Genomic DNA, 24,858 nt, shown 5'->3' with positions numbered 1-24,858 from the left:
CTTTACCTTCCATGGTGCTTCGGTTTGCCTCACCTCGGGTGAGGCAAATAAGCAGCCAATAGGCTGCTTTTTTATTGCATGAAATTTTCTAAAAGAATGTGGGGGCGATAGTGTCTTCAAGATACGGGTAAAACCATTTAGCCTCCGGGACGGAGGAAATTTGGCCTATCCCTATAAGCTGTTACTTAATAATTGACTTGACGATATCAACCAAACATTTTTGTAATGGCGCTTGTCTTTGCATTAAGCTAATACAGCAAGCGGTTTTAAGTGAGTATTGATATTCTTTTGATGGTAATACGTCTGTAACTTTATCGGTTTTATAGCTGCGGTGCATAAAGGTCGCCAGCTTACTAGTGGTCAATATTTTTTCACAAATTGATGCATCATCAACTGCGCCTTGAATATCTAACTCAATGCCTTTTGCTCTTAAAAATTCAAGAAAAGGATAACGCTCCTCGCTCCAACCAGCAGCCTTAACATGGAGAAAAGGCCATCGAATAAGCTCTTCCCAATTCGGCACTTCGTGTTGATGTCCGATCAGTGCGACCATAGGATCATCAGCGATGGGAATTTGATAAATAGTATTGGGCCGATCCTCATTATAAAAATGTACTCCAAGTTGAATATCCGTTTTTATAATGTCGTTGTTGGTTTCTGGTCCCCAAGTAACAAGTTCTATATATGCTTTAGGGAATTCTTTCGATAGTAAATCAAATAACCGACCGCCAAAGGTTTGCATATAGCTATTGAATAAGGCAATTCTTACTTTACCTGTATAGGTTTCTGCGTCAAAAGATAATGGTGGTATCGCTAAATTAAACTGTTCTATCGCGCCACGTATCATCTCGACTCTATGTTGAGCTGCAAAAGTAGGCTCCAACCCCTTGGCAGTTCTTATAAATAGCGCTTCACCTAATTGTTCAGATAGTTTAGTAATTTGCTTACTCGTTGCACTTTCAGAGATCCCAAGCTTCGCACCAGCACGCTTAAGGCTGCCAAGTTCATAAACTGCCAAAAAGGTTTTAAATAAATTGTAATCGACCTTTCTTTCCATTTGGTCAAGTCACTCTTAACTATGCTTGATAAAATATCAGTGTATACTTTACTTAACTTAAAAACTACTCCCACTTAACATTAAAGTAAAATTTAATAAGGAAACCAAAATGAAATTCACACATTCACTAATCGCTTTATCACTTGTTGCAGCAATATCAGCTACTCCTGCTTTAGCAAATAGCTCAGTAAATCAGGTAACAACATTAGACGGTTTTTTCTCCGATTCTGGCGTTACCGTAACAGCTGATTCATACCCAGTAGCTGAAACCTCTCACCAACTTCTTAAGAACCAAGACTTGGCGGGTATAAATACGCTTTTACACAAACGTCAATTAACTCCTACAGATAATCAGCCAGTGGTTCGTATGAACCGAGACACTTATTATTCAATGGCTGTAGTTGATGTTTCAAAAGGTGCGACAATCACTATGCCTGAAATCCCTGAAGGTAAATACATGTCTGTTCAACCAGTGACAGAAGACCATCGTATTCAAGCAATGAGCTATGGCTCTGGTACGTTTAACTTAACTACGCATACTGGCACACATGTTTATGTAGTTGTTCGCTTAGATTCAACTTTTACCGAAGCCGAAGCTAAAATGTATCAAGATCAAATGTTCATTTCAGCTAAATCAAATAAGAAGTTTTCAGCGAAACCTGTAAACCAAGAATCATTTCTTAAAGTAGAAAATGAGCTAAAAGCTAAAATGGGCGCTATCGCTAAGCGAGATGGTAGTGATGCATTAACAGGTATGTTTACCGATCCTCGAGACAACTCAAAAGAGCTATTTACAAAAGAGAAATACCAAGTAGGTACCGCTATTGGTTGGGGCGGTGCACAATATAAAGATAACGTTTATGAAGTGTCAGGAAACTACCCTATGGATAAGTGTCATCAAGCAACGTTTGCTGACCCTGAAAACCAAGCGTTTTGGTCTATCACTGTATATGACAAAAAAGGTTTCATGTTCAACGATGTTGCTCATGTAAGCTCAAATACAGCGACTTTAAACAAAGATGGCACGTACACTGTAAGTTTTGGTTGTGGAGATGATGCGCCAAACAACATTAAAACAAAGAATGACAGTGGCGTATTTAACTTAGGTATTCGTCATTACATGCCAACAGATAAAGTGACTAACCAAGGTTACCGTATATTACCTTTTGTTAAAGCTAAATAATTTAAGCTTTTAATCACCAAAACAAAAAAAGTGAAGTGTTTTAGTAACACTTCACTTTTTTTATTGCATGAAATTTTCTGCATCATTAGGTCTGTATTCTTTAGACTGCCAAAGACTGATTATATTGTGGATAAGATCTGGAATTGCCCAGGATAAGATATAAATACCGAGTATGATAATTCCTGTGGTTTGAAAAGTTTCTATGTCGCCTTTTAACTCGGCTGATTTAGCCGAAGATTTGGCGACAAGCATTTGTGCAATAAAGGTAGGGAATTTAATCATCAACAACGAAATGAGAACACCGAAGATCGACATTGCTGCATAAAAGGTCATGCCGTTACTGCCGCTTGAATTAAATTTTTTGTATTGAGATAAGGTTTCAAAGGCTATAGGAATATCTCTGATCAAGAATGCTAAAAGAAAAATTCCAAGTAATCTGATGCCTACACCTAACGCTTCGAGCTGATTCATACATTCCCTGTATGACTATTTATTATTATAGTTTTTGCTTTTATTCTTGGTCTTCGTATTCTGAAAAGTCAGTTATACCAAGGGTTTCTAGATGCTTACGCACACTCTCGGGAAGTTGCTGCTCATTATCTTTTGCTAAGTCGCCATCATCTGGTAATGGTTGACCGGTGAAAGCATGTAAGAATGCTTCACATAATAATTCGCTGTTTGTAGCGTGGCGCAAGTTGTTGACTTGTCTGCGTGTGCGTTCATCGGTAAGTACTTTTAATACTCGCAATGGAATTGATACAGTGATCTTTTTTACTTTTTCACTTTTCTGACCGTGTGGGGCGTAAGGGTTAATATATTCGCCATTCCATTCTGCCATGAATTCTCTCCGAAACTCTTTTTTATTCAATTGAGTAAATTGTACTAGGTATGACAATTGAGTCAACATCTATCAATAAAGATGTTTAGACGTCTAAAAGTTCTTGACCTTCGGCAATCAAACGTTTAGATTTATAGACGTCTATACATCTGTCGTCAATTGATTAGCGATTAAGCAAAAAATTAAACAAAGAAAAGAGTCCGTTATGAGTAAAGGTAAAGCAAACACTATCGCCGTACAGGCCGGTATCAATTCAGATAAACACTATGGCAGTGTTGTACCTGCAATGCACTTATCAAGTACTTATAGCTTAAAGGGCTTTAATGAAAAAAGAGAATATGATTATTCTCGTTCGGGTAACCCAACTCGAACTTCATTAGGTGATGTCATTGCTGAATTAGAGCATGGCAGCACTGGCATTATCACTGGTACTGGTATGTCAGCAATTCATTTAGTTTGCCAATTACTTTCGGCTGACGACACCTTACTTATTCCTCATGACTGTTATGGCGGCAGTTATCGTTTATTTACTCATTTAGCTGATCGTGGCTTATTCAAATTATTAGTTGTCGATCAAACCGACGCGAACGCACTGCAACAAGCGTTATCTGAAAAACCAAAAATTGTATTAATCGAAACACCAAGTAACCCATTACTGCGTGTTGTTGATATTGCCGCTATCTGTAAAGCGGCGAAAGACGTTGGTGCTTTAGTGGCAGTCGACAACACCTTTTTATCACCACTGTTGCAAAACCCACTCGATTTGGGCGCCGACATTGTTATCCATTCAACCACCAAATTTATCAATGGTCATTCTGATATTGTTGGCGGTGCGGTAGTGACTAAAGATGCCGAACTAGGCGAGACTTTAACATGGTGGGCGAATTGTATCGGTATTACGGGTTCGCCGTTTGATAGCTACTTAACCTTACGTGGTTTGAAAACTTTGCCGGTTCGCTTAAAGCAACATCAGCAAAACACTGATGACTTGATTGCGTTTTTACAAAATCATCCTGCCATTGAAAGAATTCATTATCCAGGCCTAACTGACCATCCAGGGCATGAACTTGCTAAAGCCCAACAAAAAGGCTTTGGCAGCATGCTGTCTTTTGAAATCAAAGGTGGCGTTGAACAGGTTAAAACGTTATTTGCCAAGGTTAAACTATTCACTTTGGCGCAATCATTAGGTGGTGTTGAAAGTCTTATTTCTCACCCGTCGACTATGACCCATGCCGGTATGGACCTTGAAGCACAAAAAGTAGCTGGGATAAGTCAAACCTTGATTAGAGTGTCTGTTGGTATTGAAGATAGCAAAGACATCATTGAAGATTTAGAACAGGCTTTAAATGCCACGTTAAGCGCAGAATAAACGAGTAGCTGTAAATGTTAAATTCAAAATTAAAACCACAAGCCAAAATTAATGTACATAAATTTGGCGGCAGTTCATTAGCAAATGCTGAATGCGTAAAACGTGTCGTTAGTATCATTAAGCAACACGCAAGTTTAGATGATCTTATTGTTGTGTCAGCAAATGGTAATACTACCGATTGTTTGTATGCATTATTTGCATGCACCGATAACGATTCGTTTGAACAAGCACTAAGTACATTGCGAAATACTCAGCAACAACTTATTAAAGAACTAATAGAGGGCGATAGCGCCGATCTATTAGTGAATTACCTCGACCAAAACTTGCAGTTTATTCGTCAACAATTTCAGCAGCAATCGTTAGAGCTAAATCGCAACGACGTCTTGGCTTTAGGTGAAGTTTGGTCGGCGAAATTACTTGCTGCATTATTAGAACAGCAGGTATGTCCGGCGAACGCGATTGATGCGCGAAATGTATTATTACTCGAAACCAATAATAACTTTGCAGTAGCCGAACAACAAAGTCGCACGCAGTTATTGCAAGAACGACGTCAGGGTGCTTTGAATATCTTAACGGGTTTCATTGCTACTGATACTGAAGGCAAGACACAAACCCTTGGACGTAATGGCAGTGACTATTCAGCTACGATTGCGGCGCATTTACTGAATGCAGAGAACGTCACTTTATGGACCGATGTTGATGGTGTTTATAGTGCTGATCCGCGCATTGTGACGACAGCCCGAAAACTTCACCGTATTGAAAGTGATGTTGCTAAAGAGCTTGGTCGATTAGGCAATCCGATTTTGCATGCCAATACATTAAAGCCGTTAGCATCAAATAGTATTCATCTTAAGGTAGCAAGTAGCTATCAACCGGATCAAAACGGTAGTGAAATCGGTCATTTTGGCGAGATTGCTAAAGGTGAAATATCGGTTACCCATAATAATGAATTAGTAAAAATTTCCTGTGAACAATTTAACGATGTTGAATTGCAGGTGATTAAAAATCGTTTTGCGCCTTTGTATATTTGCCAAGATAAAAGTTGTGTTGTGATCACTCCACAATTTACCGATATCGCAGAGCAATATTTACAGGGACAAAACCTGAAATATAAAACTGAACAAGTATCATTACTTGCCGTCGTTGGCCATAAAATTGCGGAGCGAGGTGATATTAAAGCGCGGTTTAATCGCGTATTAGACAAAGCACAACCGCTAGTGATCACACAAAGTGATGAAGGTCACAGTTTCTTAGCGTTCTTTGCACAACAGTGTTCAGTTGAGCTAGTGAACAAAGTGCATAGCCAGGTGACTCAAGATAGCAAAACTATCGGCTTAGTCATTGCCGGCCTTGGCAATATCGGCCAACGCTTTTTAGAAATGTTACCTACGCAACTTGCCCGAGTACTAGCATTAGAAAATGCTCACTTAGTTGGTTTAGCAACCTCAAAACGAGCGCTGATCGATACCGATGGCATCGTTGCAAGCAATGCATTAGATTTATTTACGGAGCAAAGCGTAGATTATGATAACCAACAACTTGTGAGCTGGTTATCGCATCATCCATATGATGAATTGGTGCTGGTAGATATTACTCCGAGTGAAGATTTCAGCGCTCTATATCAAGACTTATTTAAGCAAGGCATCCATGTTGTGAGTGCCAATAAATGTGCGGGATCAAGTTCTAGTGATAACTACCAACAGTTATTAGACTTACAGCGACAGTTCAGCTGTCGATGGTTAGTTAATACAACAGTCGGTGCAGGCTTGCCAATTAACTATGCAATAAATGATTTATTGCAAAGTGGTGATTCAATAAATGAAATTTCAGGGATATTTTCAGGTACACTATCTTGGTTATTTGCTAATTTTGACGGCAGCCAATCATTTTCAAAACTGTTAACTAGCGCATTAGAGCAAGGCTATACCGAGCCGGATCCTCGAGATGATTTGTCTGGTTTAGATGTTCAACGAAAACTGCTTATTCTCGCTCGCTTAGCGGGCTTTAAGCTAGAGCTTGAAGATATCGAATGCCAAAACTTAGTGCCTGAGCAATTAAGAAATGTCTCAAAGCAAGAGTTTTTGGTAAATGCAGCTTTACTTGATCAATATTTTGCGGATAAGTTAGAAGCGGCACAGCAACAAAGCAGTTGTTTACGATACGTAGCTCGTTTTAGTAAAGATGGTGATAAATATAAAGCAGTGGTTTCGTTAGAAACTTTATCGGAAACTCATCCGTTCGCTAATTTAACACCATGCGACAATATATTTTCAATTACCAGTGATTGGTATCAGGATAATCCGCTCATTATTAGAGGACCTGGTGCCGGCAGAGATGTTACCGCTGGTGGTTTACATTCAGATTTAGTTAACCTTTGTAAAGAGTTAGCAGTACAAAAAAAACAAGTAGAATTAAAGGGGATTAACTAATGAACGAAAAAGCTAGGCAATTAGATTTACTCAATCGAACGATGAGAGATTTAGACAGAGATTTAAATGTATCATTTGAATTTTTTCCGCCAAATTCTGAATCAATGGAAACCACACTATGGAATTCGATTGAGCGTTTAGCGCCACTTAAACCTAAATTTGTATCGGTAACTTATGGTGCCGGTTCAGGTACTCGTGACCGTACCCATGGCGTGATTAAACGCATCCAAAAAGATACTGGCTTAATTGCAGCGCCGCATCTTACTTGTATTGATGCGAGTCGTGACGAGTTAATCGATATAGCCAAAGACTATTGGCAAAGTGGCATACGTCATATCGTTGCCTTGCGTGGTGATTTACCGCAAAGTGGTAAAAAACCAGATATGTATGCTAACGATTTAGTGGAGTTATTAAAAGGCGTAGCCGATTTTGATATTTCAGTTGCAGCATACCCTGAAGCACACCCTGAATCGCCAAATGCTCAATCAGATTTGGTTAACTTGAAAAAGAAAATTGACGCTGGCGCCAACCGCGCTATCACCCAGTTTTTCTTCGATATTGATTCATACTTACGCTTTCGCGATCGTTGCGTTGGTGTTGGCATTGAAGTTGATATTATTCCAGGCATATTACCAGTATCAAATTTCGCCACATTAAAACGTTTTGCCGGCATGACTAATGTTCATGTACCAGAATGGATGGGTAAAATGTATGAAGGCTTAGATGATGATCCAACAACACGTAATCTGGTTGGTGCAAATATTGCGATGGAACAAGTGAAGATACTGCGCAGTGAAGGTGTAGATGATTTCCATTTCTATACGCTGAACCGAAGTGAATTAACCTATGCGATTTGCCATACCTTAGGCGTTCGCCCATAACCTCAGCACGTAAAATTAAATAAGTAGGGTCAGATCATACTTTTTATAAAAGTATGATCTGACCCTACTTATATGCGTAATCTTTTTTTACTATTTACTTTCGATTGCTAACGCTTGCGCAAATGCTGGGCGCTGACACATCTCTTTGCTGTATTGAACTAAGCTGTCATCAACGTCATATTCAAACTTTTTCGCCCACATAATGGTTTGTGATAACAAAATATCTGCCATGGTAAACTTATCGCCGGCAGCGTATTTACTTCCAGCCACTAATTTTAGTAATGCGGTTTGCGCCTTACCCCATTCAAATGGCGTAGTAGTGTCAATAATATCGGGCACGCGGTATGGCGCTGGTAAGGCAAATTTATGTTTACCTTTGGTCCATAGTGGCTGTTCTAACTCAGCTAATACAAAGAAACAAATTTCATCATATTTAGCGCGCTCTTTTACACCCGTTGGTAATAAGTCTTTATTGTTACCTTTCGCGGCGATGTAATTCACGATGGCCGCACTTTCCGTTAATACAAAATTATCGTCAGCATCATCAACTAATGTTGGCACTTTGCCTTGCCAATTTAAGTTTTTATAGTCATCGCTAAGCGTACCGTTTTCACCGTCACTGCCAAAATTAACATGGATAAATTTGACATCAACTCCAGCTTCACATGCGGCCCACGTGGCGCGAAATGATCGTGAATTTTTTAATCCAAATATTTTCATAAAACCTCTGATTGCGTAACTAAAAAATCAATTATAGTGCAAACGTATTAAAGTAGGATCTGACCCTACTTATTTTTGCCCGCTGCTTTACATACAATAATGTTGAATAAAGTCGAGTAGAATTTTCTCAGTTGGCTTGATTTGATCAAACGCGATATATTCATCGATTTGATGGGCTTGTTCAATGGAGCCTGGGCCAAGTACGATGGTCTGACAACCAAGTTGTTGAATAAACGGTGCTTCGGTTGCATAGTTTACTGCTTTACAGCAATGACCTGAGAATTTTTCGGCAAGCTTAACCAATTCACTATCTTCAGATTCGCCAAATGCTGGAGAGCTTGGGTGTAATTCGTTCATGGTTACTCGGCCAGGGTATTTTTCCGCGACATGTTTTAATGCTTCGCTTAACCAGTGAGTAAGCTCTTCATCACTTAATCCAGGTATAGAGCGTAAATCGATATCTAGGAAACAATCACCACAAATTCGATTGGCACTATCGCCACCTTTAATCGCACCAAAATTTAATGTTGGCTCACTGACACAAAAAGCTTCGTTTTGATAATTTGCAGCAAGATCTTGTTGCAGTTGCATTAAGCGTTGGATCACGTGATACATGATCTCGATAGCATTCACGCCTTTAGCCGGTAAACTTGAATGTCCTGATTTACCAACAACAGAAATACGATGCGACATGTGACCTTTATGCATAATCACCGGATTAAGGCTTGTTGGCTCACCGATGATAGCAACATCCGGTTTTGCCAATTGTTGCTCGACAAAAAAGCGAGCTCCAGACATTGTCGTTTCTTCGTCGGCAGTCGCCAATATATATAAAGGTTTCTTCAGTTGTTTCACATCGATGTGTTTACAGGCTTGTAATATGAATGCAAAAAAGCCTTTCATATCACAGGTACCCAAACCAAAAAACTTATCGTCTTTAGCGGTGATGATAAACGGATCAGAATTCCAACCTTGTTCATCAAAAGGTACAGTATCACTGTGGCCTGACAGTAATAAGCCACCATCACCACTACCTAGTTTAGCTAAAAGGTTAAATTTACCCCGACTATTTGGCACTGGATGAATATTAATGCTAAAACCTAAATCTTCAAACCAGCTTGCCAATAGGTTGATTACGTCTTTATTGCTGTGATCGAGAACTGTGTCGCATGCACTTATAGACGGGCTCGCGATAAGTTCTGTTAACGCCTGTTGAAAGTTTGGTAACAAGATGTGATTCCTTTAAAATAATTATGCTATTTTATTGCATAAATAGTTAACTGTTGTTATTGTGCTAAAACCAGTGTAATCAAGTCTAATAAATCAGGCTAGTATTAAATTAAAACACGATAAATTAATTGTTTATATATTATTTTAATGTGGTCTAACCATTGAATTGACCATCATTAAAAAGCAACAAACGTAAAGTAACAATATCGCATACAAATGCAGTAAGGAAAGTAAGTGAAAGTAGCAGTAATAGGGGCAAGTGGTTACGCCGGCGCTCAGTTGGTTGAGATACTAAACCGTCATAGCAAGGTCAGTGATCTGCAACTACTTGTGTCAGAAAATAGTGAATCAAGTGGTGCATTGTTTTCAGAACTATATCCGCGCTTGCAAGGTGTCTGTGATTTTCCGTTACAACCGTTTTCAAAAAATTGGTTGACCGCTAACAGCGATCTTGATGCGGTGTTTTTTGCCACTCCTCATGAATATTCTCAGCTTTGGGCTAATGCTTTTGTAGAGCAAGGTACCAAAGTATTTGATTTGTCCGGTGCATTTCGTTTACCGAATGCACAAGATTATCCTAAATATTACGGTTTCGAACATCATCATCAGTCATTACTTGATAACGCTATTTATGGTTTAGCTGAATACAACAGTAATGAAATTGCCGGTGCTGATCTGATAGCCGTGCCTGGTTGTTACCCAACAGCAAGTCTAATTGCTCTTAAACCTGTGACTGATGCCAACATGCATAAAGAAAATGGATTGATAGTTGTTAATGGCATTAGCGGCGTAAGCGGTGCCGGAAGAAAGGCAAGTTTAGCAACTAGTTTTAATGAGTTAAGCCTTAAGGCATACAATATTTTAGCGCACCGTCATCAGCCAGAAATTAGTCAACATTGTGGTAGCCAGGTTATTTTTAACCCGCACATCGCGCCATTCAAACAAGGCTTACTTTCGACGGTTACATTACAGCTCAATGATGATGTAACCGAAGAACAAGTGGTTAATGCCTACCAAAGCGCATACCAAGATAAGCCTTTAGTTCGTATTTCTAAAAGCTGGCCACAAATTGACGATGTAGCAAATACGCCATTCGCTAATGTATTTTTCAAGTACGACCAAGACACTCACACCTTAGTGGCGAGTTGTGCCATTGATAATTTATTAAAAGGTGCGGCAAGCCAAGCGGTGCAGTGTTTCAATATTACTTTGGGACTTGATAGCCAATATGCATTAATCAATGACAACAAAATTGGTGGCGCAAATGACTAATCAAGAGCATAACCAAGTGAGCAATCAGGGCATGTCACAAAGTCCTTTAGTAATAAAAATTGGCGGCGCAATCATGGAGTCTACCGATGCGCAAATAAGCCTATTTAATACGATTAAAAAATTACAAAAGCAAAACCGTAATGTCGTCATTGTTCATGGTGGCGGCTGTGTTGTTGACCAACAATTGGCGGCAGCCGGTTTTGTCAGTGACAAAATTGATGGATTAAGAGTAAGTAGTCCTGAGCACATGGATATTATTGTTGGCGCACTTTCGGGCTCGGTAAATAAAAACCTAGTTTCAATGGCCAGTAGTTGTGGTATTTCGTCGATTGGCTTGGCCTTGCATGATGGCAACATGATTAAATGTGTTGCTGCCGATGCCAAGTTAGGTTGTGTCGGTATTCCACAAACTAATGATCACACAACGTTAGAAGCGCTGATGCAAGCAGGAAACTTGGTATTTATCTCATCAATTGGCAGTTTAGCGAACGGTCAATTAGTCAATGTTAATGCAGATGATGCCGCAGTCGCGATAAGCGAGTTGATAGACGCTGAGTTAGTGTTACTTACTGATGTTGCCGGTGTGAAAGGCAAAGACGATGAATATTTAGCAGAATTAAATAATGAGCAGGCACAACAATTGATTGATGAAGGCATTATTAACGGCGGCATGATTGCTAAAGTAAGAGCGGCGTTTGCCGCAGCAACGCAATTGCGACGAAGTATCGCGGTGGCCAGTTGGAAAACTCCCGAGCAACTATTATTGTTGCAAAATGGGCAGGTTATCGGCACCCGCATTAACCCTTAATTCATATTTTACTTATATCAAATTAAACAAAAGAAATTATTAGGATACTTTATGTCGTTAAATCATTTTTTAGCTGATGACTTACTAAGCAAACAACAGTTATTGGCACTTATCGCACAAGGCTTAGAAATAAAAGCCAACCCAGCGAAGTACAGCAATGCCTTAGCCGGTAAATCTGTAGTGACCATTTTTGAAAAACCATCTCTGCGTACTCACATCAGTTTTGATATTGGTATCAATAAGCTAGGCGGTCATAGTCTATACATTGGTCAGCAAAACGGTCAACTTGGCGAACGTGAGCGAGTTAAAGATGTGGCGAAAAACTTAGCTTGTTGGGCTGATATCGTTGTTGCCCGTGTATTCAAACAAAGCGTCCTTGATGAAATGGCAGAGCACGGTGGCATTCCTGTGATCAATGCATTGAGTGATTTATACCATCCTTGTCAGGCACTTGCTGATTATATGGCATTAACTGAAACCTTTGGTTCGTTGGAAGGATTAAACCTTGCCTATATTGGCGATGGCAACAATGTATCTAATTCATTGATGCTTATGGGCAGTGTACTTGGTGTTAATGTCACTGTGATCACGCCTGAAGGTCATGAACCAACCGCCGATATGATTAGCAAAGCGCAACAGTTGGCAGCGCAAAGTGGCTCAACGTTGACAATAAGTACTGACATTAAGGATGCTGAAAACCAACAGGTTATCTATACTGATACTTGGATTTCAATGGGTGATGATACTAAAGTTGCTGACATCCTAGCTAAGTTTATGCCGTATCAAATAAACGATGAATTAATGGATAAAGCGGGCGCATCTGCTGTGATGCACTGCCAACCAGCACACCTTGAACAAGAAATTACCACTAGCGTTTTTGACTCAGATAAGTCACTCGCATTTTTACAAGCGGAAAATCGCATGTGGGCACAAAATTCTGTGTTATTGACCTTAGTTAACGGTAAGTAGTTAACCTAACAGTCAATACACAAAACAACTTAAATTTAAATATTGAAAGCATTAGAGAACGTTATGAGCATTAAGAAAACTGGAATTAAAAAAGTAGTATTAGCCTATTCTGGCGGATTGGACACATCGGCGATCATCCCATGGTTGAAAGAGAACTATGACGGTTGTGAAGTTGTTGCCTTCTGCGCCGATGTTGGTCAAGGCGAAGAAGAGCTTGATGGCATTGTAGAAAAAGCCATTGCTAGTGGTGCATCTGAATGTCATGTTGTTGACTTGAAAGAAGAGTTTGTTAAAGACTACATTTATCCAATCATTAAAACTGGTGCGGTATATGAAGGTCAGTACTTGTTAGGTACATCAATGGCTCGTCCAGTAATTGCTAAGGCGCACGTCGAAGTCGCTTTGAAAGTTGGTGCTGATGCGGTATGTCATGGCTGTACTGGTAAAGGTAATGACCAAGTGCGTTTTGAGTCTTGTTTTGCTGCCCTTGCTCCGCAACTAACTGTTATTGCGCCATGGCGTGAATGGGACATGGTTTCTCGTGAAGATTTACTTGATTACCTGGCAGAGCGTAACGTCCCTTGTAGTGCATCACTAACTAAAATATACAGTCGTGATGCAAACGCATGGCATATCTCACACGAAGGTGGTGAATTAGAAGACCCTTGGTGTGAGCCGTCTAAAGAAGTTTGGACGATGACTACCGATCCAGAAGATGCGCCAAATAAACCAGGTTCAGTCATGCTTAGTTTTGAAAAAGGTGAATTGGTTGCCGTAGATGGCAAAGCCATGTCACCTTATCAATGTTTAGTTGACCTTAATGAAAAAGCTGGCGCACATGGTGTTGGTCGTATTGATATCGTAGAAAACCGTTTAGTTGGTATGAAGTCTCGTGGTTGTTATGAAACCCCAGGTGGCACTGTATTAATGGCGGCATACAAAGGGCTAGAGTCATTAATTCTTGATAAAGAATCTTTAAAGTTTAGAGAGTCTGTTGGTCTAGAGTTTAGTCACGTAATTTACGATGGTCGCTGGTTTAACCCATTAGCTGCCGCGCAAATGGCAGCTTGTGCATCATTTGCAGAGCAAGTAACTGGTGATATCGTAGTGAAACTATACAAAGGCCAAGCAACGGTAACACAACGTCGCTCGCCAAACAGTTTATACTCAGAAGAGTTTGCAACGTTTGGTGAAGATGACGTTTATGACCAAAAGCATGCCGAAGGGTTTATTCGTTTATTCAGCTTGTCGTCACGTATTGCGGCACTGAAAGGACAGGAGAAGTAACATGGCGTTATGGGGTGGCCGTTTCAAAGGCGGAAGTAGTGATAAATTTAAAGCATTTAATGATTCACTGCCATTTGATCAAATTCTTGTACAACAAGATATTCAAGGTTCTATTGGCTGGTCAAAGGCCATTCATAAGGCTGGTGTGCTAACGCTAGATGAACAACAAAAGATGGAACAAGCTCTTGTTGATTTGAGTGCGAAGGTAGAAAGCGGTGAAATTGATTTCACCGATTCTGCTGCTGAAGATATTCACAGTTGGGTTGAGGGTGAACTAATCGAAGTGATTGGTGATATCGCACGCAAACTACATACTGGCAGAAGTCGTAATGACCAAGTTAGTACAGATTTACGCCTTTGGTCTCGTGAACAAGTTGACGTGATCATCGAAACCCTCAATGCGGTTGTAGTTGAGTTAATCAATCTTGCCGACAACAACAAGCAACACATATTACCGGGTTATACACATTTACAACGTGCTCAACCGATCCGTTTTGCTCATTGGTGTATGGCTTATGTTGAAATGCTTAAACGGGATATTTCAAGATTACAAGATGCTCGCGTTCGTCTGAATCAATCACCATTAGGTTGTGGCGCCCTTGCTGGTACTACGTATGAAATTAACCGTTATGACTTAGCCAATTCTCTAGGCTTTGATGGCCCATGTTTAAACTCGCTTGATGCGGTTAGTGATCGTGATTACGTACTGGAATTATTATTTGCAGCAAGTACTGGCATGATGCATTTATCACGTTTCGCTGAAGATTTAATTTTCTTCAACTCTGGTGAAGCTAACTTTATTACTTTAGGTGATGCGGTTACTAGTGGTAGTTCATTAATGCCGCAGAAAAAGAACCCTGATGCACTTGAGCTAATTCGCGGTAAATGTGGCCGTGTTTATGGTTCATTACAGGCATTGTTAGTAACATTAAAAGGCTTACCACTTGCCTATAACAAAGATATGCAAGAAGACAAACAAGGCTTATTCGATGCACTAGAGCAATGGGTATCATGTCTTGATATGGCTGGCGAAGTGATTAACTCGATTGAGTTGAATTCTGCCGAATGTGCTAAAGCGGCACGTGGTGGTTACGCCAATGCCACTGAGCTTGCCGATTATCTGGTTGGCAAAGGTGTTCCATTTAGAACTGCGCACGATATCACTGGTGCAGTAGTGTTATATGCGATTAGCCAAGGCGAACCGCTTGAGAGTCTGCGCTTAGATGAATTTAAACAGTTCAGTTCATTAATAGAGGCCGATGTTTACCCTGTACTTGAATTAGAATACTTAGTAGATAAACGAAACATCCTTGGTGGCACAGGTATTGAACCTGTTACTAAAGTTATCGAACAAAGCCGCTTGCAACTTGGTAGCGCAAATTATGTTGTTCGTGACGCTAAGCTTACCGATATTCGCGCGATTGTGAAGCTGGTAAATTACTGGTCATCAAGAGAAGAGAATTTACCACGCAGTGAAGACGATTTAATCAAATCAATTCGAGATTTCGCTGTAATCGAGGTAAACGGACAAGTGTGTGCATGTGCGGCATTGTATATCTACAGTACTGGACTTGCGGAAATTCGTTCATTAGGAGTAACGATAAATCACCAAGGTAAAGGTTATGGCCAAAAACTTTGTCAGTTCTTACTTGATAGAGCCAAAGCGTTATCATTGATCAAGGTATTCGTATTAACTCGTAAGCCTAAGTTCTTTGAAATGCTAGACTTCTTGCCAGGTGACAAAGACACCTTGCCTGAAAAAGTAATGAAAGATTGTGACTTATGTCCGAAACAAGATAATTGTGACGAAGAAGCGTTGATATACAATTTAAGTGATCATCATTCGATGCCACACTTACTTAATAGTATTGATGTCACAGTGGAGCAATAGCTAATAAAGGCCACTTTAGGCGTCGATAGAAATAAAAAAGGCAGTATTAATGAATATTAATACTGCCTTTTTCTTGTTCTTCTTAAAAGCTAAAAGCTGAAAGAACACTACATCCAATCGGCGTTACGAATAACACCAACGGCAATGCCTTCGATATTAAATGGTGTAGATGCTAAATCGACAACTATTGGTGAGAAATCTTCATTCTCAGCATGCAAGTAAACGACATTGCCTTCACGCTTATAACGTTTCACCGTAACATCATCTTCAACACGAGCAACAACAACCTGACCATTATTGATATCAGTCGTTTGATGAACCGCTAATAAATCACCATCTAAGATGCCGATATCTTTCATACTCTCGCCATTAACTCGTAACAAGTAATCGGCGGCAGGGTGGAATAAATTACCATCAATTTTGTAATTATCTTCAACATGCTCTTGCGCTAAAATAGGCTCACCAGCGGCAACACGGCCAATCAACGGTAAACCTTCTTCTTCAATATGCTCTTCAGCCAATCTAATACCGCGAGAAGTACCCGGTAACATTTCGATAAAGCCTTTTTTCGCGAGTGCTTTTAAATGTTCTTCAGCTGCGTTTGCTGATTTAAAACCAAAGAAATTAGCAATTTCAGCACGAGTAGGTGGCATACCTGTTTCGCCTAGCTTTTCTTTAATAAAGCCAAATATTTGTTCTTGTCTTGCAGTAAGGGCGCGCATATCATTAAGCCTGTTTATCTGTACAGTAACTGTTAGTATATACAGCTAGGTGATAAACGCAACCTATTATTTTGATTGGTAAATTAAAAACTAATTGTCGTCTAAAGCTTATTCCTCTTCATCCTTAGCAAACAATTCCATTAAGCCAATAAGTGCGGCGAAAAGTACTGCGCCAACTGGCCAGATAATCCAAGTGATACCCCAAGCCATTGTCCACAAACTCCAGCCAAGAAATATTGCGATTAATAGTGGCCAGTAAAATGCAGCAAGCTTTTCTGCACGTTTTGCACGTTTGCTTTTTACGCTGTTAAAGTCGCTATCCCTTAACACATTATTAAGGGCATCATATTTTGTCGATACTGGGATCACTAGATATAGTCCTGCCGATATGATCAATAGCAGTACAATTAACATCATTAAGATTAAATCGGTGCCAGCAGCAGACATTGCTGCGAACATCAAAGGTACAAAGCTGACAATAAATAGAAAGATGCCAATCGATAACCGTCTATTGTATGTCGGTCTGAACTTTTTCATCTTCTCGCTAAACACACCGTGTACACCGTATGCTAACTCAAAGCGTTCATCATCTATTACCGTGGTATCGTCGTCATATTGATTGGTTTTGAGAAAGAAGCTTACGGCTATCGAAACCATAATTAAGATAAATACAACGCCGATTGGTGCTGCAATATCACTTGTTAAGTTGAGTTTATTGCTATCGGCCATTGCCAGCAGAAACAGTAACGGTATTACTGAGCAGACGCACAATAGAACCCCTTTAACATTTAAAGCGGTCGCTTCCATCGTGCTATCAATGTATTTCGTTGCTTGTTCTAGGCTTACCTGAATTGTGTCGGAACTTTTGCTGCCTTGGCTCGATTCGAACACTTCATTTTCATCTTTCAATAAAAAATCAGTAGACACATCAAAAAGCTCAGCCAGCATAATGATGCGATTTAAATCAGGGATACTATTTGTACTTTCCCATTTTGATACTGACTGCCTGGAAACATTAAGTTTCTCTGCTAATTCTTCTTGCGACCAACCAAGTTGTTTTCTTAATTTAACGATCTTTTCTGCTAATATCATAAAGTTTGTTCCTTCACTCGTAATTGAGCGCCTAGCATAGAAAGTCGGTTGGTTGCAGACTAGCAAGCTAGGTTGTTATTTTGTCAACTCACGGTTGCACTATAGCTAAGTACATAAAATCATTGATGTTTTAATTTTGATTTTTACATGTTTTTTTAATTGTTTTTGTTGTTATTGTACTTTTACAGCATCGCTAGGATTTGACCAACTTGCTTGCCAAAGGTCATTTCCATCAACAAAATAGACATTATCACCATCAATAATACTGCGATGACCGTATCGGCTTTGCAGGTCTTCTTCATATTCGGGTTGCACCGCGCCGACTCTATCAAGCATCGAGTTATCAACTTCAAACAACTCTAACGACGACTTGTATTGATGACGATAATCCCATTGATTTGTCATCTCATCGAATGTTTCTATGTATTGATGAACATACAAAGGCACCGTAAATGACATTGAGCCATCAGAGTGATTTAAGCTAGTGAAAGCATGGAAATCATATTCTACTTCGGTTTGCGTCCCAGGGTATGTGTAGGTTATGAGTTCGCTTGGTGAGGTTGGATCGCTGATATCAAATAGAGATATTTTTGCGCCATGGGCCAAGGTTTCATCATTAATTAATGCTTGCGGAAATTGCCATTGTTCTTGCTCTTTATCGCCATCGGCTCTGGTATCGATAACTTCGGCAAAGCCCCAAAATAAACCATCGGTTTGTCGACCAATGCCGATAAGTAGATTTTCATCAACAGGATGCAAGTAAGCTGAATACCCCGGTATTTCCAATTGCCCTTCGATTGTCGGATTTGCAGGTTCGCTTAAATCAATTACATACAAGGGGTCGGTTCTTCTAAATGTTACAACGTAAGCTTTGTTGTCGCGATAACGCACAGCGTAAATATCTTCACCAGGTTTGCCGATGGTTTGCTCACTGCCATCTTCTGGTAAACGAGCAACTTCACTCATTTCGAAATTACTAGTATCGAGTACAAATAACTTGTGTTCTATAGTATTTTCTCGCCAATTACGCTCTGTTGTAATAACTCTTAAGTAATCATCTTGTTCACTAAAGCGATAACTTGCGTTGTTCCAGCCAACTGCCCCAGGTACTTGCCCCGACGATTGGTAGTTAAGGGTTGTTAAATTAAACTTATGCATTTGCGTGAATGATTGTTCGCTGTTGTCTGTATATTGATAAATATCGTTGAACAACACTAGCGAGTTGGTCGATGAATATATTTGCTGACTTTCTGCGCCGATACATACAGATTGTATTTGTTCGGGCTGTTCTAAGTTTATTTTGACAACATATATTAACGCTTGATACCCCAGTGACTCGTCATTATCAGCAATATCTTCAAGATAACAATTACTCGTTAATAACTGCGCCTCTTCATTGCCATATTGGTAGGTGGCTAATAAGTCTTGAGCGTCAATTTGCTCGACGGCGTCTTTGAGTTCTTCAGGCGTTTGCCCGTAATAAATATCATCATATTGAGTAAAGTTTGGCGAAAAGCGAGTAACAACGTAAAGCTCATTATCAACACGGCGACTATTTACTAGTGAACCGCTGATCTTAAATTGGTGTTTATCAAACTCTTGGTTTGAAACAACAGCGCTCTGATCGTCGATAATATCGATCATCACAATCGGCGGTTGATACTGGTATTGGCCAATGCCAGATTGTTGATCAGAAACCAATGGTTCGGAATAGTAATGGTTATAAGATTCGCCTATCGCTGTTAAAGTATTACCGAATAGGTATAAGCCTTGGTAATGGCTATTTTCTGATAACATTACGGTGTTTCTATAACTAAGCTTTGAAGCGGATTTTTCGAATGCTTTAATTGTCGGCTTAGATTTATACTGCGGTGATGTTAAGAGAAAAAGGTGTTCACCGTTAAATTCAACTCGGTCGGCTTCATCAACGCCGGATTCTTGTGTATTTGTTTCGGAGAACTGATTGCTATCAGTACCGTCACTCACCGCTTCGGCATCAGCAACAGGGTTATTAGCTATTTCATCATTTCGGTAGCTAAGTGAACGAACAATAGCATTTTTATAGATAGGAGATATTTCATCAACACCTTCAATATTTTTTAATTTTGCGTTGTCTTCAACAACATTAGAATCGCTACCGCCGCAGCCTTGTAGCATTAACGTATTAACGACAATGATAGTTGTGAGTAATGCGAACTTGTTCATTTTCATCCTTAAATTCCTACTTAGCTTTAACCTTTGCTTTTATATTAACTAATTTAATTTACTGATTTTTATCCAATGTCAGAAAATTACAATTTAGCTAATAGATCTTTTCGTTTGTTGTTATTTTCTAGAGACCAGACGACATTAAAATCATAAAATACATCAACCACTTGTTTTTCTTGTGATAAGTTTACCCAGGGTTGTTTCGTTGTAGTAAAAATATGCACATCAGGTGGCAATAACTCTGGATTATCTAATGTGCCAACGCGTATAAAGCGAATGCCTTGCTTTATTCCGCCCATAAAATAGTTGCTCCAAACCGCGACTTCGCATTTTGGGCAACGAGCGATAGTTTGCCCTTTACCACTTGGAGATTCCATTTCTATTTCATTGACGCTACCTGTTTCTACAATAACATCGTCGGCCCAAAACAATGCATTTACGGCAAATGCACTGCCGGTTTGCCGCTGACACAATAAGCAATGACAACAATGAACAACGCATGGCTGCGCGGTCAGTTTGTAGCGCACGTAACCACATGCACAGCCGCCTTTAGTATTTTCCGTTATTTGTTGTGTCATTGCTATCTCCTTTATATGCAAATGTTTAACTCAGATTTTGAAACAGTTTAGCTTACGTTTTTGGCATCAACTCCAAAAGCGAGTGAACCGTTGCTTCTACGCCAGATTTAACCGATGGTTCAGGCGTAATTTTAAATAATGGGCTGTGATGGCTTGGCACTTGCGGACCACCATTCTTTTCATTATCAAAATCTTCTTGCGGCGTACCACCGACTGAAAAGTATACGCTTGGAATATACGGGTCAGTAGTAAAGAAGCCAAAATCTTCAGCGCCCATGCCACTTTCAGCAGGTGGTACCATGCTGTCTTCGCCCATCTTATCAGCAATAACACCTTTTAATCGCTGCGCTAGTGCTTTGTCATTATAGGTCGGTGGAAATGAAAATTCGCTGACTGTTACGGTCGGCAGTTTATCTTCTGGCATTCCTGCAGTGCGAGCCGTACCGGTAGCGACACGTTCAATTGCCTCTAATAATTGTGTTCTCACTCTTGGATTCAGACTACGAACCGTGATTTGCAGATGTGCTTGATCAGAAATGATGTTGTGCTTTGTGCCAGAGTGGAACGCACCAACGGTTATCACGCCAGCATCTCTTGGTGCTAATTCACGGCTAATGATGGTTTGTAAGTTGGTAACGATTTGCGCACCAATCATGATCGGGTCTTTGCCTTGGTGTGGATATGCACCGTGAGCACCTATACCATGAACAATGATATCAACGGTGTCTGCTCCGGCATAAGGTGAGCCTTCGTCTATAGTGATCTTACCGGCAACAGCGCCAGCATCTACATGGAACGCTAAGGCAAAATCAGGCTGGCCAAATGTTTTCCAAATATTGTCGTCCATCATTGCTGATGCACCCGGGCCTCGTTCTTCCGCTGGTTGGCCAATTAACATTAATGTGCCAGACCATTGGTCCTTATTCGCCGCCATATAGCGCGCGGTACCGACTAAACTTGTGATATGTACATCGTGACCACAGGCATGCATTACTCCAACTTCATTACCATCCCAGTCGGTCATCTTAACTTTCGAGGCATTTTTAAGCCCTGATTGTTCAACAACAGGTAAGCCATCCATGTCAGCTCGTACCATTACCATTGGTCCTTTGCCGTTTTTCAATATTGCGACAATACCAGTACCACCAACACCTTCTGTTACTTCATAACCTTGTGAGCGGATTTCTTCTGCTAAACGTTTCGCCGTTTTCGTTTCCATTAATGATAATTCAGGATTTTGATGAAAATGATCCCATAATTTACCAAGATGTTGTTGGTAATCTTTGTTCACTTGTTGGCTAATATCGGCAGCAGTTGCTGACACTGTTATGCTGAGCAATGACAGCAGACAAAGCGTTTGCTTAAATAACTTCATGTGGATAACCCCTGTAGTGATGATTGGTTTTAGTATCTGTTGTTTGTTTTCTGTACTAATCTTATACTTGAATTGAGAAAAAGTCTTGTTTTCTCAATAGATTATCAAGATGTAAGGCAACATCATATTCACACTCGGTAACAACTTGGTAATATCAGGGCTATAGCACACAAGTGCTTAATAATGTTATTATTAAGCAAATTTTTATCATTCATTTTGAGTAATTTAAACAATGAGAGCTTTGTTCTATTTTTTACTATCTTGGCCAGTGAAGTTATTGGTGCGATGTAAGGTAATTCCAGAATCTATCGAATCACTTGATATAGGTGACGGTAAGTCTGTGTTTTACGTTGTTCGTCATCAATCGGCGAGTGATCTAATTGCTCTGCAAGTAGCCTGTAAAAAATTACAACTTCCTGATCCGCTCGAAATTGTCGAAATAAATGGTAAGTCGATGAATCGTTGTATTTGTCTTGCCAGACCAAGTTCTATTTTCCCATGGGTGACAAGTCAACCAACGAATGCCGTTCAACAAGGCTTAGATTTACTGCAACATCATCAAAAAAATCCACAAGCTGATGCCCAGTTAATTCCTGTGAATTTACTTTGGGGGCGCGCGCCAACCAAACAAAAAGCAGATGTTGGTGACGTACTCGCCGATGAAGTTTCACCTAACTTTATGCGTAAATTTTGGATCGTATTGTTCTTAGGGCGTGAAACATTAGCCAAGTTTAGTGATGCTGTATCCTTTAGACAAATGGCTGATGATCACGGAACGGACGAGAAAGCGGCACATAAATTAATTCGCATCACACGCTTTCATTTTCATCGTCAAACTATTGCCGCTAAAGGTCCACGTTTGATGGACCGCCAGCAAAAATTTACCGCGCTGTTTGCCACTCCTGCGATTAAACGACTTATCAAAGACGAAGCAAAATCAAAAGGCTTGTCTGAAGCTGAAGTTAGAAAACAAGCGCTCGGTATGATGAAAGAAATCGCCGCTGATTATCGTCAAACCACGATTCGCTTAGGTGAGCGAATTTTAGGTTGGTTATGGAATCGTTTATACGATGGTATTGAAGTTCGCAATGGTGAGCGCTTACGTAAACTTTCAGAAGAAGGTCATGAAATTATTTATGTGCCTTGTCATCGTTCGCACATGGACTATTTATTACTAACCTATGTTATTTATCATCAAGGTCTAGTGACGCCAAGGATCGCTGCAGGTATTAACTTAAACTTCTGGCCAGCAGGGCCAATTTTCAGAAAGGCAGGGGCATTCTTTATTCGCCGAAGTTTTGCTGGTAATCGCTTATATTCTACAATTTTTCGTGAATATTTAGGCTTGCTATTCAATCGTGGCTATTCAGTGAAATACTATACTGAAGGCGGCCGCAGCCGCACCGGACGTTTGCTGCAACCGAAAACCGGTATGTTAGCAATGACTATACAAAGCATGCTTAAAGGTATTGATCGCCCACTAACGCTTGTACCTGTTTATATTGGTTATGAGCATGTTATGGAAGTAGCCAGTTACCATAAAGAATTAAAAGGTAGCTCAAAACAAAAAGAGTCTGCCTTTGGCATTATTAAAGCCATTCGTAAACTGCGTAATTACGGTAAAGGTTTCGTTAACTTTGGTGAGCCGATTAACATCAATGAATTTCTAAATAAGCAAGTGCCTGATTGGAAAGATAGCATTGATCCAATTGACCCGCCTAAACCGCAATGGTTAACTCCAGCTGTTAATGTCATGGCCAATGAAGTGATGACCGAAATTAATAAAGCGGTAGCGTTAAACTCAGTGACGTTAACGGCATTAATTTTACTAGCGTCAGAAAACCAAGCATTAACTCGCAAAGAGTTAGAGCAACAATTAGATTTCTTTTTAGACTTGCAACGAAAAGCGCCATTTAGTGCAGACATCATCATTCCTGAAGAGTCAGGTAAAGAGTTGGTTGATGCTGTCATTAAGTTGAATAAGGTCGAGATTACCGACGACGAAATGGGACAAATTATTTCCCTTAGTAAGCAAGGCGCATTAGAGATGAGTTATTACAAAAATAACATCATCCATGCCTTTATGTTGCCGGCGCTTGTTTGTCGTCTATTAAAAAGCTACGACAAACTTAACTTTGATGAAATTAGCGACAAAGTGATTCAAATGGCGCGCTTGATGAGAGCGGAATTGTATCTATGGCAAAACAAAGATGTGATAGCTGAACAAGTTGCTGAAATATTGGATTTCTTAGCGTCTAAAGATATGATCAAACAAAGTAAAGCAGGTTACTGGTCGCGCAATAATGATTGCAATAAAACCTACTTACTAAACTTGCTATCATCGTGTATCAATGAGACTGTTCAGCGTTATAGCATTGTGATTAAAATCATTAATCAAGCGGCACCAATTAACCGTTCTGATTTAGAATCAAGTGCAACTACTCTTGCAAAACGCATGTCGACGTTACATAACATCAATGCACCTGAGTTTATTGATCGAAAAGCACAAGCGGCCATCGTCAATGCCTTACGTGAATGGGGTTATATTAAATCCGATGAACAGGGGTGTTTTGTTGCTAATGAACAACTGGCAGAATTGAATGATATCTTAGTGCATTTATTGGATGAAGATGTTTTACAGAGTATTTTGCATTCGTAAGTTTCAAAAAATATTCTAATGAAAAAGAGCTTACCTTATTAAAAGCGATAACTGATTCTCGTTTTATTATTCCAGAAAACAATAACTTTAAACTTGAATTCTATATAGAAGAAAGTGAAGTTAAAAGTATTAATAGATTGTTTAATACAGGAAGAATTATAAACATGGAAAGGCAACGTAATCATTAACCATTAAGTATACTCGACTATTAAAAATGAACTGAACTTATTGACCTCGAAACCTCATTAACAGTCAAAAAATTCCCTATAAAAGTTCGCAATTACGCAATA

General features: G+C 39.8%; 20 protein-coding genes. 10 read left to right on the top strand and 10 right to left on the bottom strand.

Annotation, left to right across the window (positions count from 1 at the left end):
• Positions 1-181: 181 nt before the first annotated feature.
• Positions 182-1,057 carry a LysR family transcriptional regulator gene (locus LT090_RS15130; RefSeq protein ID WP_068544381.1) on the bottom strand — a complete coding sequence of 292 codons (876 nt, stop codon included), beginning with the start codon at positions 1,055-1,057 and terminating at the stop codon, positions 182-184.
• 109 nt (positions 1,058-1,166) lie between these two features.
• Here LT090_RS15130 and LT090_RS15125 point away from each other — a divergent pair, with 109 nt between their 5' ends.
• Positions 1,167-2,240 (top strand): DUF1254 domain-containing protein, encoded by a 1,074-nt coding sequence (locus tag LT090_RS15125; protein ID WP_068544380.1) that lies wholly within the window; start codon positions 1,167-1,169, stop codon positions 2,238-2,240.
• 60 nt (positions 2,241-2,300) lie between these two features.
• On the opposite strand, the gene LT090_RS15120 is transcribed toward LT090_RS15125, so the two are convergent.
• On the bottom strand, positions 2,301-2,711 hold the full coding sequence (locus tag LT090_RS15120) for a hypothetical protein (RefSeq protein ID WP_068544379.1): 411 nt from the start codon (positions 2,709-2,711) through the stop codon (positions 2,301-2,303).
• Between the two features lie 40 nt (positions 2,712-2,751).
• Entirely contained in the window at positions 2,752-3,078 is a 327-nt protein-coding gene (gene metJ / locus LT090_RS15115) for a met regulon transcriptional regulator MetJ (RefSeq protein ID WP_068544378.1), read from the bottom strand.
• A 205-nt stretch (positions 3,079-3,283) separates the two neighbouring features.
• Between metJ and metB the strand changes: the two genes are divergently transcribed.
• Genes metB through metF form a run of 3 tightly spaced genes read left to right on the top strand, consistent with a single transcriptional unit; the run spans position 3,284 to position 7,757 of the window.
• Positions 3,284-4,447, top strand: coding sequence for a cystathionine gamma-synthase (metB, locus tag LT090_RS15110; protein WP_068544377.1), 1,164 nt, complete (start codon positions 3,284-3,286; stop codon positions 4,445-4,447).
• Positions 4,448-4,461: 14 nt separating this feature from the next.
• Positions 4,462-6,876, top strand: coding sequence for a bifunctional aspartate kinase/homoserine dehydrogenase II (metL, locus tag LT090_RS15105; RefSeq protein ID WP_068544376.1), 2,415 nt, complete (start codon positions 4,462-4,464; stop codon positions 6,874-6,876).
• Complete coding sequence (metF, locus tag LT090_RS15100; protein WP_068544375.1) at positions 6,876-7,757, top strand: methylenetetrahydrofolate reductase; 882 nt, start codon at positions 6,876-6,878, stop codon at positions 7,755-7,757. The genes metL and metF overlap by 1 nt, the downstream gene beginning before the upstream one ends.
• A gap of 90 nt (positions 7,758-7,847) precedes the next feature.
• Here the strand turns inward: metF and LT090_RS15095 are convergent, their stop codons facing one another.
• Together LT090_RS15095 and argE are read right to left on the bottom strand one after the other, a co-directional pair.
• Positions 7,848-8,477, bottom strand: coding sequence for a glutathione S-transferase family protein (locus LT090_RS15095; RefSeq protein ID WP_068544374.1), 630 nt, complete (start codon positions 8,475-8,477; stop codon positions 7,848-7,850).
• Between the two features lie 87 nt (positions 8,478-8,564).
• Positions 8,565-9,710, bottom strand: a complete 1,146-nt coding sequence (gene argE, locus LT090_RS15090; protein ID WP_068544373.1) for an acetylornithine deacetylase — start codon at positions 9,708-9,710, stop codon at positions 8,565-8,567.
• A 231-nt stretch (positions 9,711-9,941) separates the two neighbouring features.
• On the opposite strand from argE, the gene argC reads away from it, so the two are divergent.
• From argC to argH, 5 genes are all read left to right on the top strand, one after another.
• A complete protein-coding gene (gene argC / locus LT090_RS15085; RefSeq protein WP_068544372.1) occupies positions 9,942-10,979 on the top strand; it encodes an N-acetyl-gamma-glutamyl-phosphate reductase in 1,038 nt (345 codons plus the stop codon).
• Positions 10,948-11,787 carry an acetylglutamate kinase gene (gene argB / locus LT090_RS15080; RefSeq protein ID WP_226996492.1) on the top strand — a complete coding sequence of 280 codons (840 nt, stop codon included), beginning with the start codon at positions 10,948-10,950 and terminating at the stop codon, positions 11,785-11,787. The genes argC and argB overlap by 32 nt, the downstream gene beginning before the upstream one ends.
• Before the next feature lie 51 nt (positions 11,788-11,838).
• On the top strand, positions 11,839-12,756 hold the full coding sequence (locus tag LT090_RS15075; RefSeq protein WP_068544370.1) for an ornithine carbamoyltransferase: 918 nt from the start codon (positions 11,839-11,841) through the stop codon (positions 12,754-12,756).
• A 63-nt stretch (positions 12,757-12,819) separates the two neighbouring features.
• Positions 12,820-14,043: an argininosuccinate synthase gene (locus tag LT090_RS15070; RefSeq protein ID WP_068544369.1), complete on the top strand. Its 1,224-nt coding sequence runs from the start codon at positions 12,820-12,822 to the stop codon at positions 14,041-14,043.
• 1 nt (position 14,044) lies between these two features.
• Positions 14,045-15,934, top strand: a complete 1,890-nt coding sequence (gene argH / locus LT090_RS15065; RefSeq protein ID WP_068544368.1) for an argininosuccinate lyase — start codon at positions 14,045-14,047, stop codon at positions 15,932-15,934.
• Positions 15,935-16,041: 107 nt separating this feature from the next.
• On the opposite strand, the gene lexA is transcribed toward argH, so the two are convergent.
• From lexA to LT090_RS15040, 5 genes are all read right to left on the bottom strand, one after another.
• Positions 16,042-16,656 (bottom strand): transcriptional repressor LexA, encoded by a 615-nt coding sequence (gene lexA, locus LT090_RS15060; protein ID WP_068544367.1) that lies wholly within the window; start codon positions 16,654-16,656, stop codon positions 16,042-16,044.
• A gap of 108 nt (positions 16,657-16,764) precedes the next feature.
• Complete coding sequence (locus LT090_RS15055) at positions 16,765-17,748, bottom strand: helix-turn-helix domain-containing protein (RefSeq protein WP_068544366.1); 984 nt, start codon at positions 17,746-17,748, stop codon at positions 16,765-16,767.
• Positions 17,749-17,919: 171 nt separating this feature from the next.
• The gene (locus tag LT090_RS15050; RefSeq protein ID WP_068544365.1) at positions 17,920-19,953 is read right to left on the bottom strand and encodes a beta-propeller domain-containing protein; all 2,034 of its coding nucleotides are present in this window, start codon (positions 19,951-19,953) and stop codon (positions 17,920-17,922) included.
• A gap of 86 nt (positions 19,954-20,039) precedes the next feature.
• Complete coding sequence (locus LT090_RS15045; RefSeq protein ID WP_068544364.1) at positions 20,040-20,534, bottom strand: GFA family protein; 495 nt, start codon at positions 20,532-20,534, stop codon at positions 20,040-20,042.
• Positions 20,535-20,586: 52 nt separating this feature from the next.
• A complete protein-coding gene (locus LT090_RS15040) occupies positions 20,587-21,909 on the bottom strand; it encodes an amidohydrolase (protein ID WP_068544363.1) in 1,323 nt (440 codons plus the stop codon).
• A 232-nt stretch (positions 21,910-22,141) separates the two neighbouring features.
• Here LT090_RS15040 and plsB point away from each other — a divergent pair, with 232 nt between their 5' ends.
• Positions 22,142-24,568, top strand: coding sequence for a glycerol-3-phosphate 1-O-acyltransferase PlsB (gene plsB, locus LT090_RS15035; protein ID WP_068544362.1), 2,427 nt, complete (start codon positions 22,142-22,144; stop codon positions 24,566-24,568).
• The last annotated feature ends 290 nt before the right edge of the window (positions 24,569-24,858 follow it).

Source organism: Thalassotalea crassostreae (assembly GCF_001831495.1).
Classification (GTDB): Bacteria; Pseudomonadota; Gammaproteobacteria; order Enterobacterales; family Alteromonadaceae; genus Thalassotalea_A; species Thalassotalea_A crassostreae.
This window is presented reverse-complemented; position numbering and strand designations above follow the sequence as displayed.

Excerpts from the sequence above, each read along its gene's own strand:
- metF (WP_068544375.1), top strand. The coding sequence starts at position 6,876 with ATGAACGAAAAAGCTAGGCAATTAGATTTACTCAATCGAACGATGAGA.
- metL (WP_068544376.1), top strand. The coding sequence starts at position 4,462 with ATGTTAAATTCAAAATTAAAACCACAAGCCAAAATTAATGTACATAAA.
- LT090_RS15120 (WP_068544379.1), bottom strand. The coding sequence starts at position 2,711 with ATGAATCAGCTCGAAGCGTTAGGTGTAGGCATCAGATTACTTGGAATT.
- LT090_RS15125 (WP_068544380.1), top strand. The coding sequence starts at position 1,167 with ATGAAATTCACACATTCACTAATCGCTTTATCACTTGTTGCAGCAATA.
- LT090_RS15055 (WP_068544366.1), bottom strand. The coding sequence starts at position 17,748 with ATGATATTAGCAGAAAAGATCGTTAAATTAAGAAAACAACTTGGTTGG.
- metB (WP_068544377.1), top strand. The coding sequence starts at position 3,284 with ATGAGTAAAGGTAAAGCAAACACTATCGCCGTACAGGCCGGTATCAAT.
- LT090_RS15075 (WP_068544370.1), top strand. The coding sequence starts at position 11,839 with ATGTCGTTAAATCATTTTTTAGCTGATGACTTACTAAGCAAACAACAG.
- LT090_RS15045 (WP_068544364.1), bottom strand. The coding sequence starts at position 20,534 with ATGACACAACAAATAACGGAAAATACTAAAGGCGGCTGTGCATGTGGT.
- LT090_RS15095 (WP_068544374.1), bottom strand. The coding sequence starts at position 8,477 with ATGAAAATATTTGGATTAAAAAATTCACGATCATTTCGCGCCACGTGG.
- plsB (WP_068544362.1), top strand. The coding sequence starts at position 22,142 with ATGAGAGCTTTGTTCTATTTTTTACTATCTTGGCCAGTGAAGTTATTG.
- argB (WP_226996492.1), top strand. The coding sequence starts at position 10,948 with ATGACAACAAAATTGGTGGCGCAAATGACTAATCAAGAGCATAACCAA.
- LT090_RS15050 (WP_068544365.1), bottom strand. The coding sequence starts at position 19,953 with ATGAACAAGTTCGCATTACTCACAACTATCATTGTCGTTAATACGTTA.
- metJ (WP_068544378.1), bottom strand. The coding sequence starts at position 3,078 with ATGGCAGAATGGAATGGCGAATATATTAACCCTTACGCCCCACACGGT.
- lexA (WP_068544367.1), bottom strand. The coding sequence starts at position 16,656 with ATGCGCGCCCTTACTGCAAGACAAGAACAAATATTTGGCTTTATTAAA.
- LT090_RS15070 (WP_068544369.1), top strand. The coding sequence starts at position 12,820 with ATGAGCATTAAGAAAACTGGAATTAAAAAAGTAGTATTAGCCTATTCT.
- LT090_RS15130 (WP_068544381.1), bottom strand. The coding sequence starts at position 1,057 with ATGGAAAGAAAGGTCGATTACAATTTATTTAAAACCTTTTTGGCAGTT.
- argH (WP_068544368.1), top strand. The coding sequence starts at position 14,045 with ATGGCGTTATGGGGTGGCCGTTTCAAAGGCGGAAGTAGTGATAAATTT.
- LT090_RS15040 (WP_068544363.1), bottom strand. The coding sequence starts at position 21,909 with ATGAAGTTATTTAAGCAAACGCTTTGTCTGCTGTCATTGCTCAGCATA.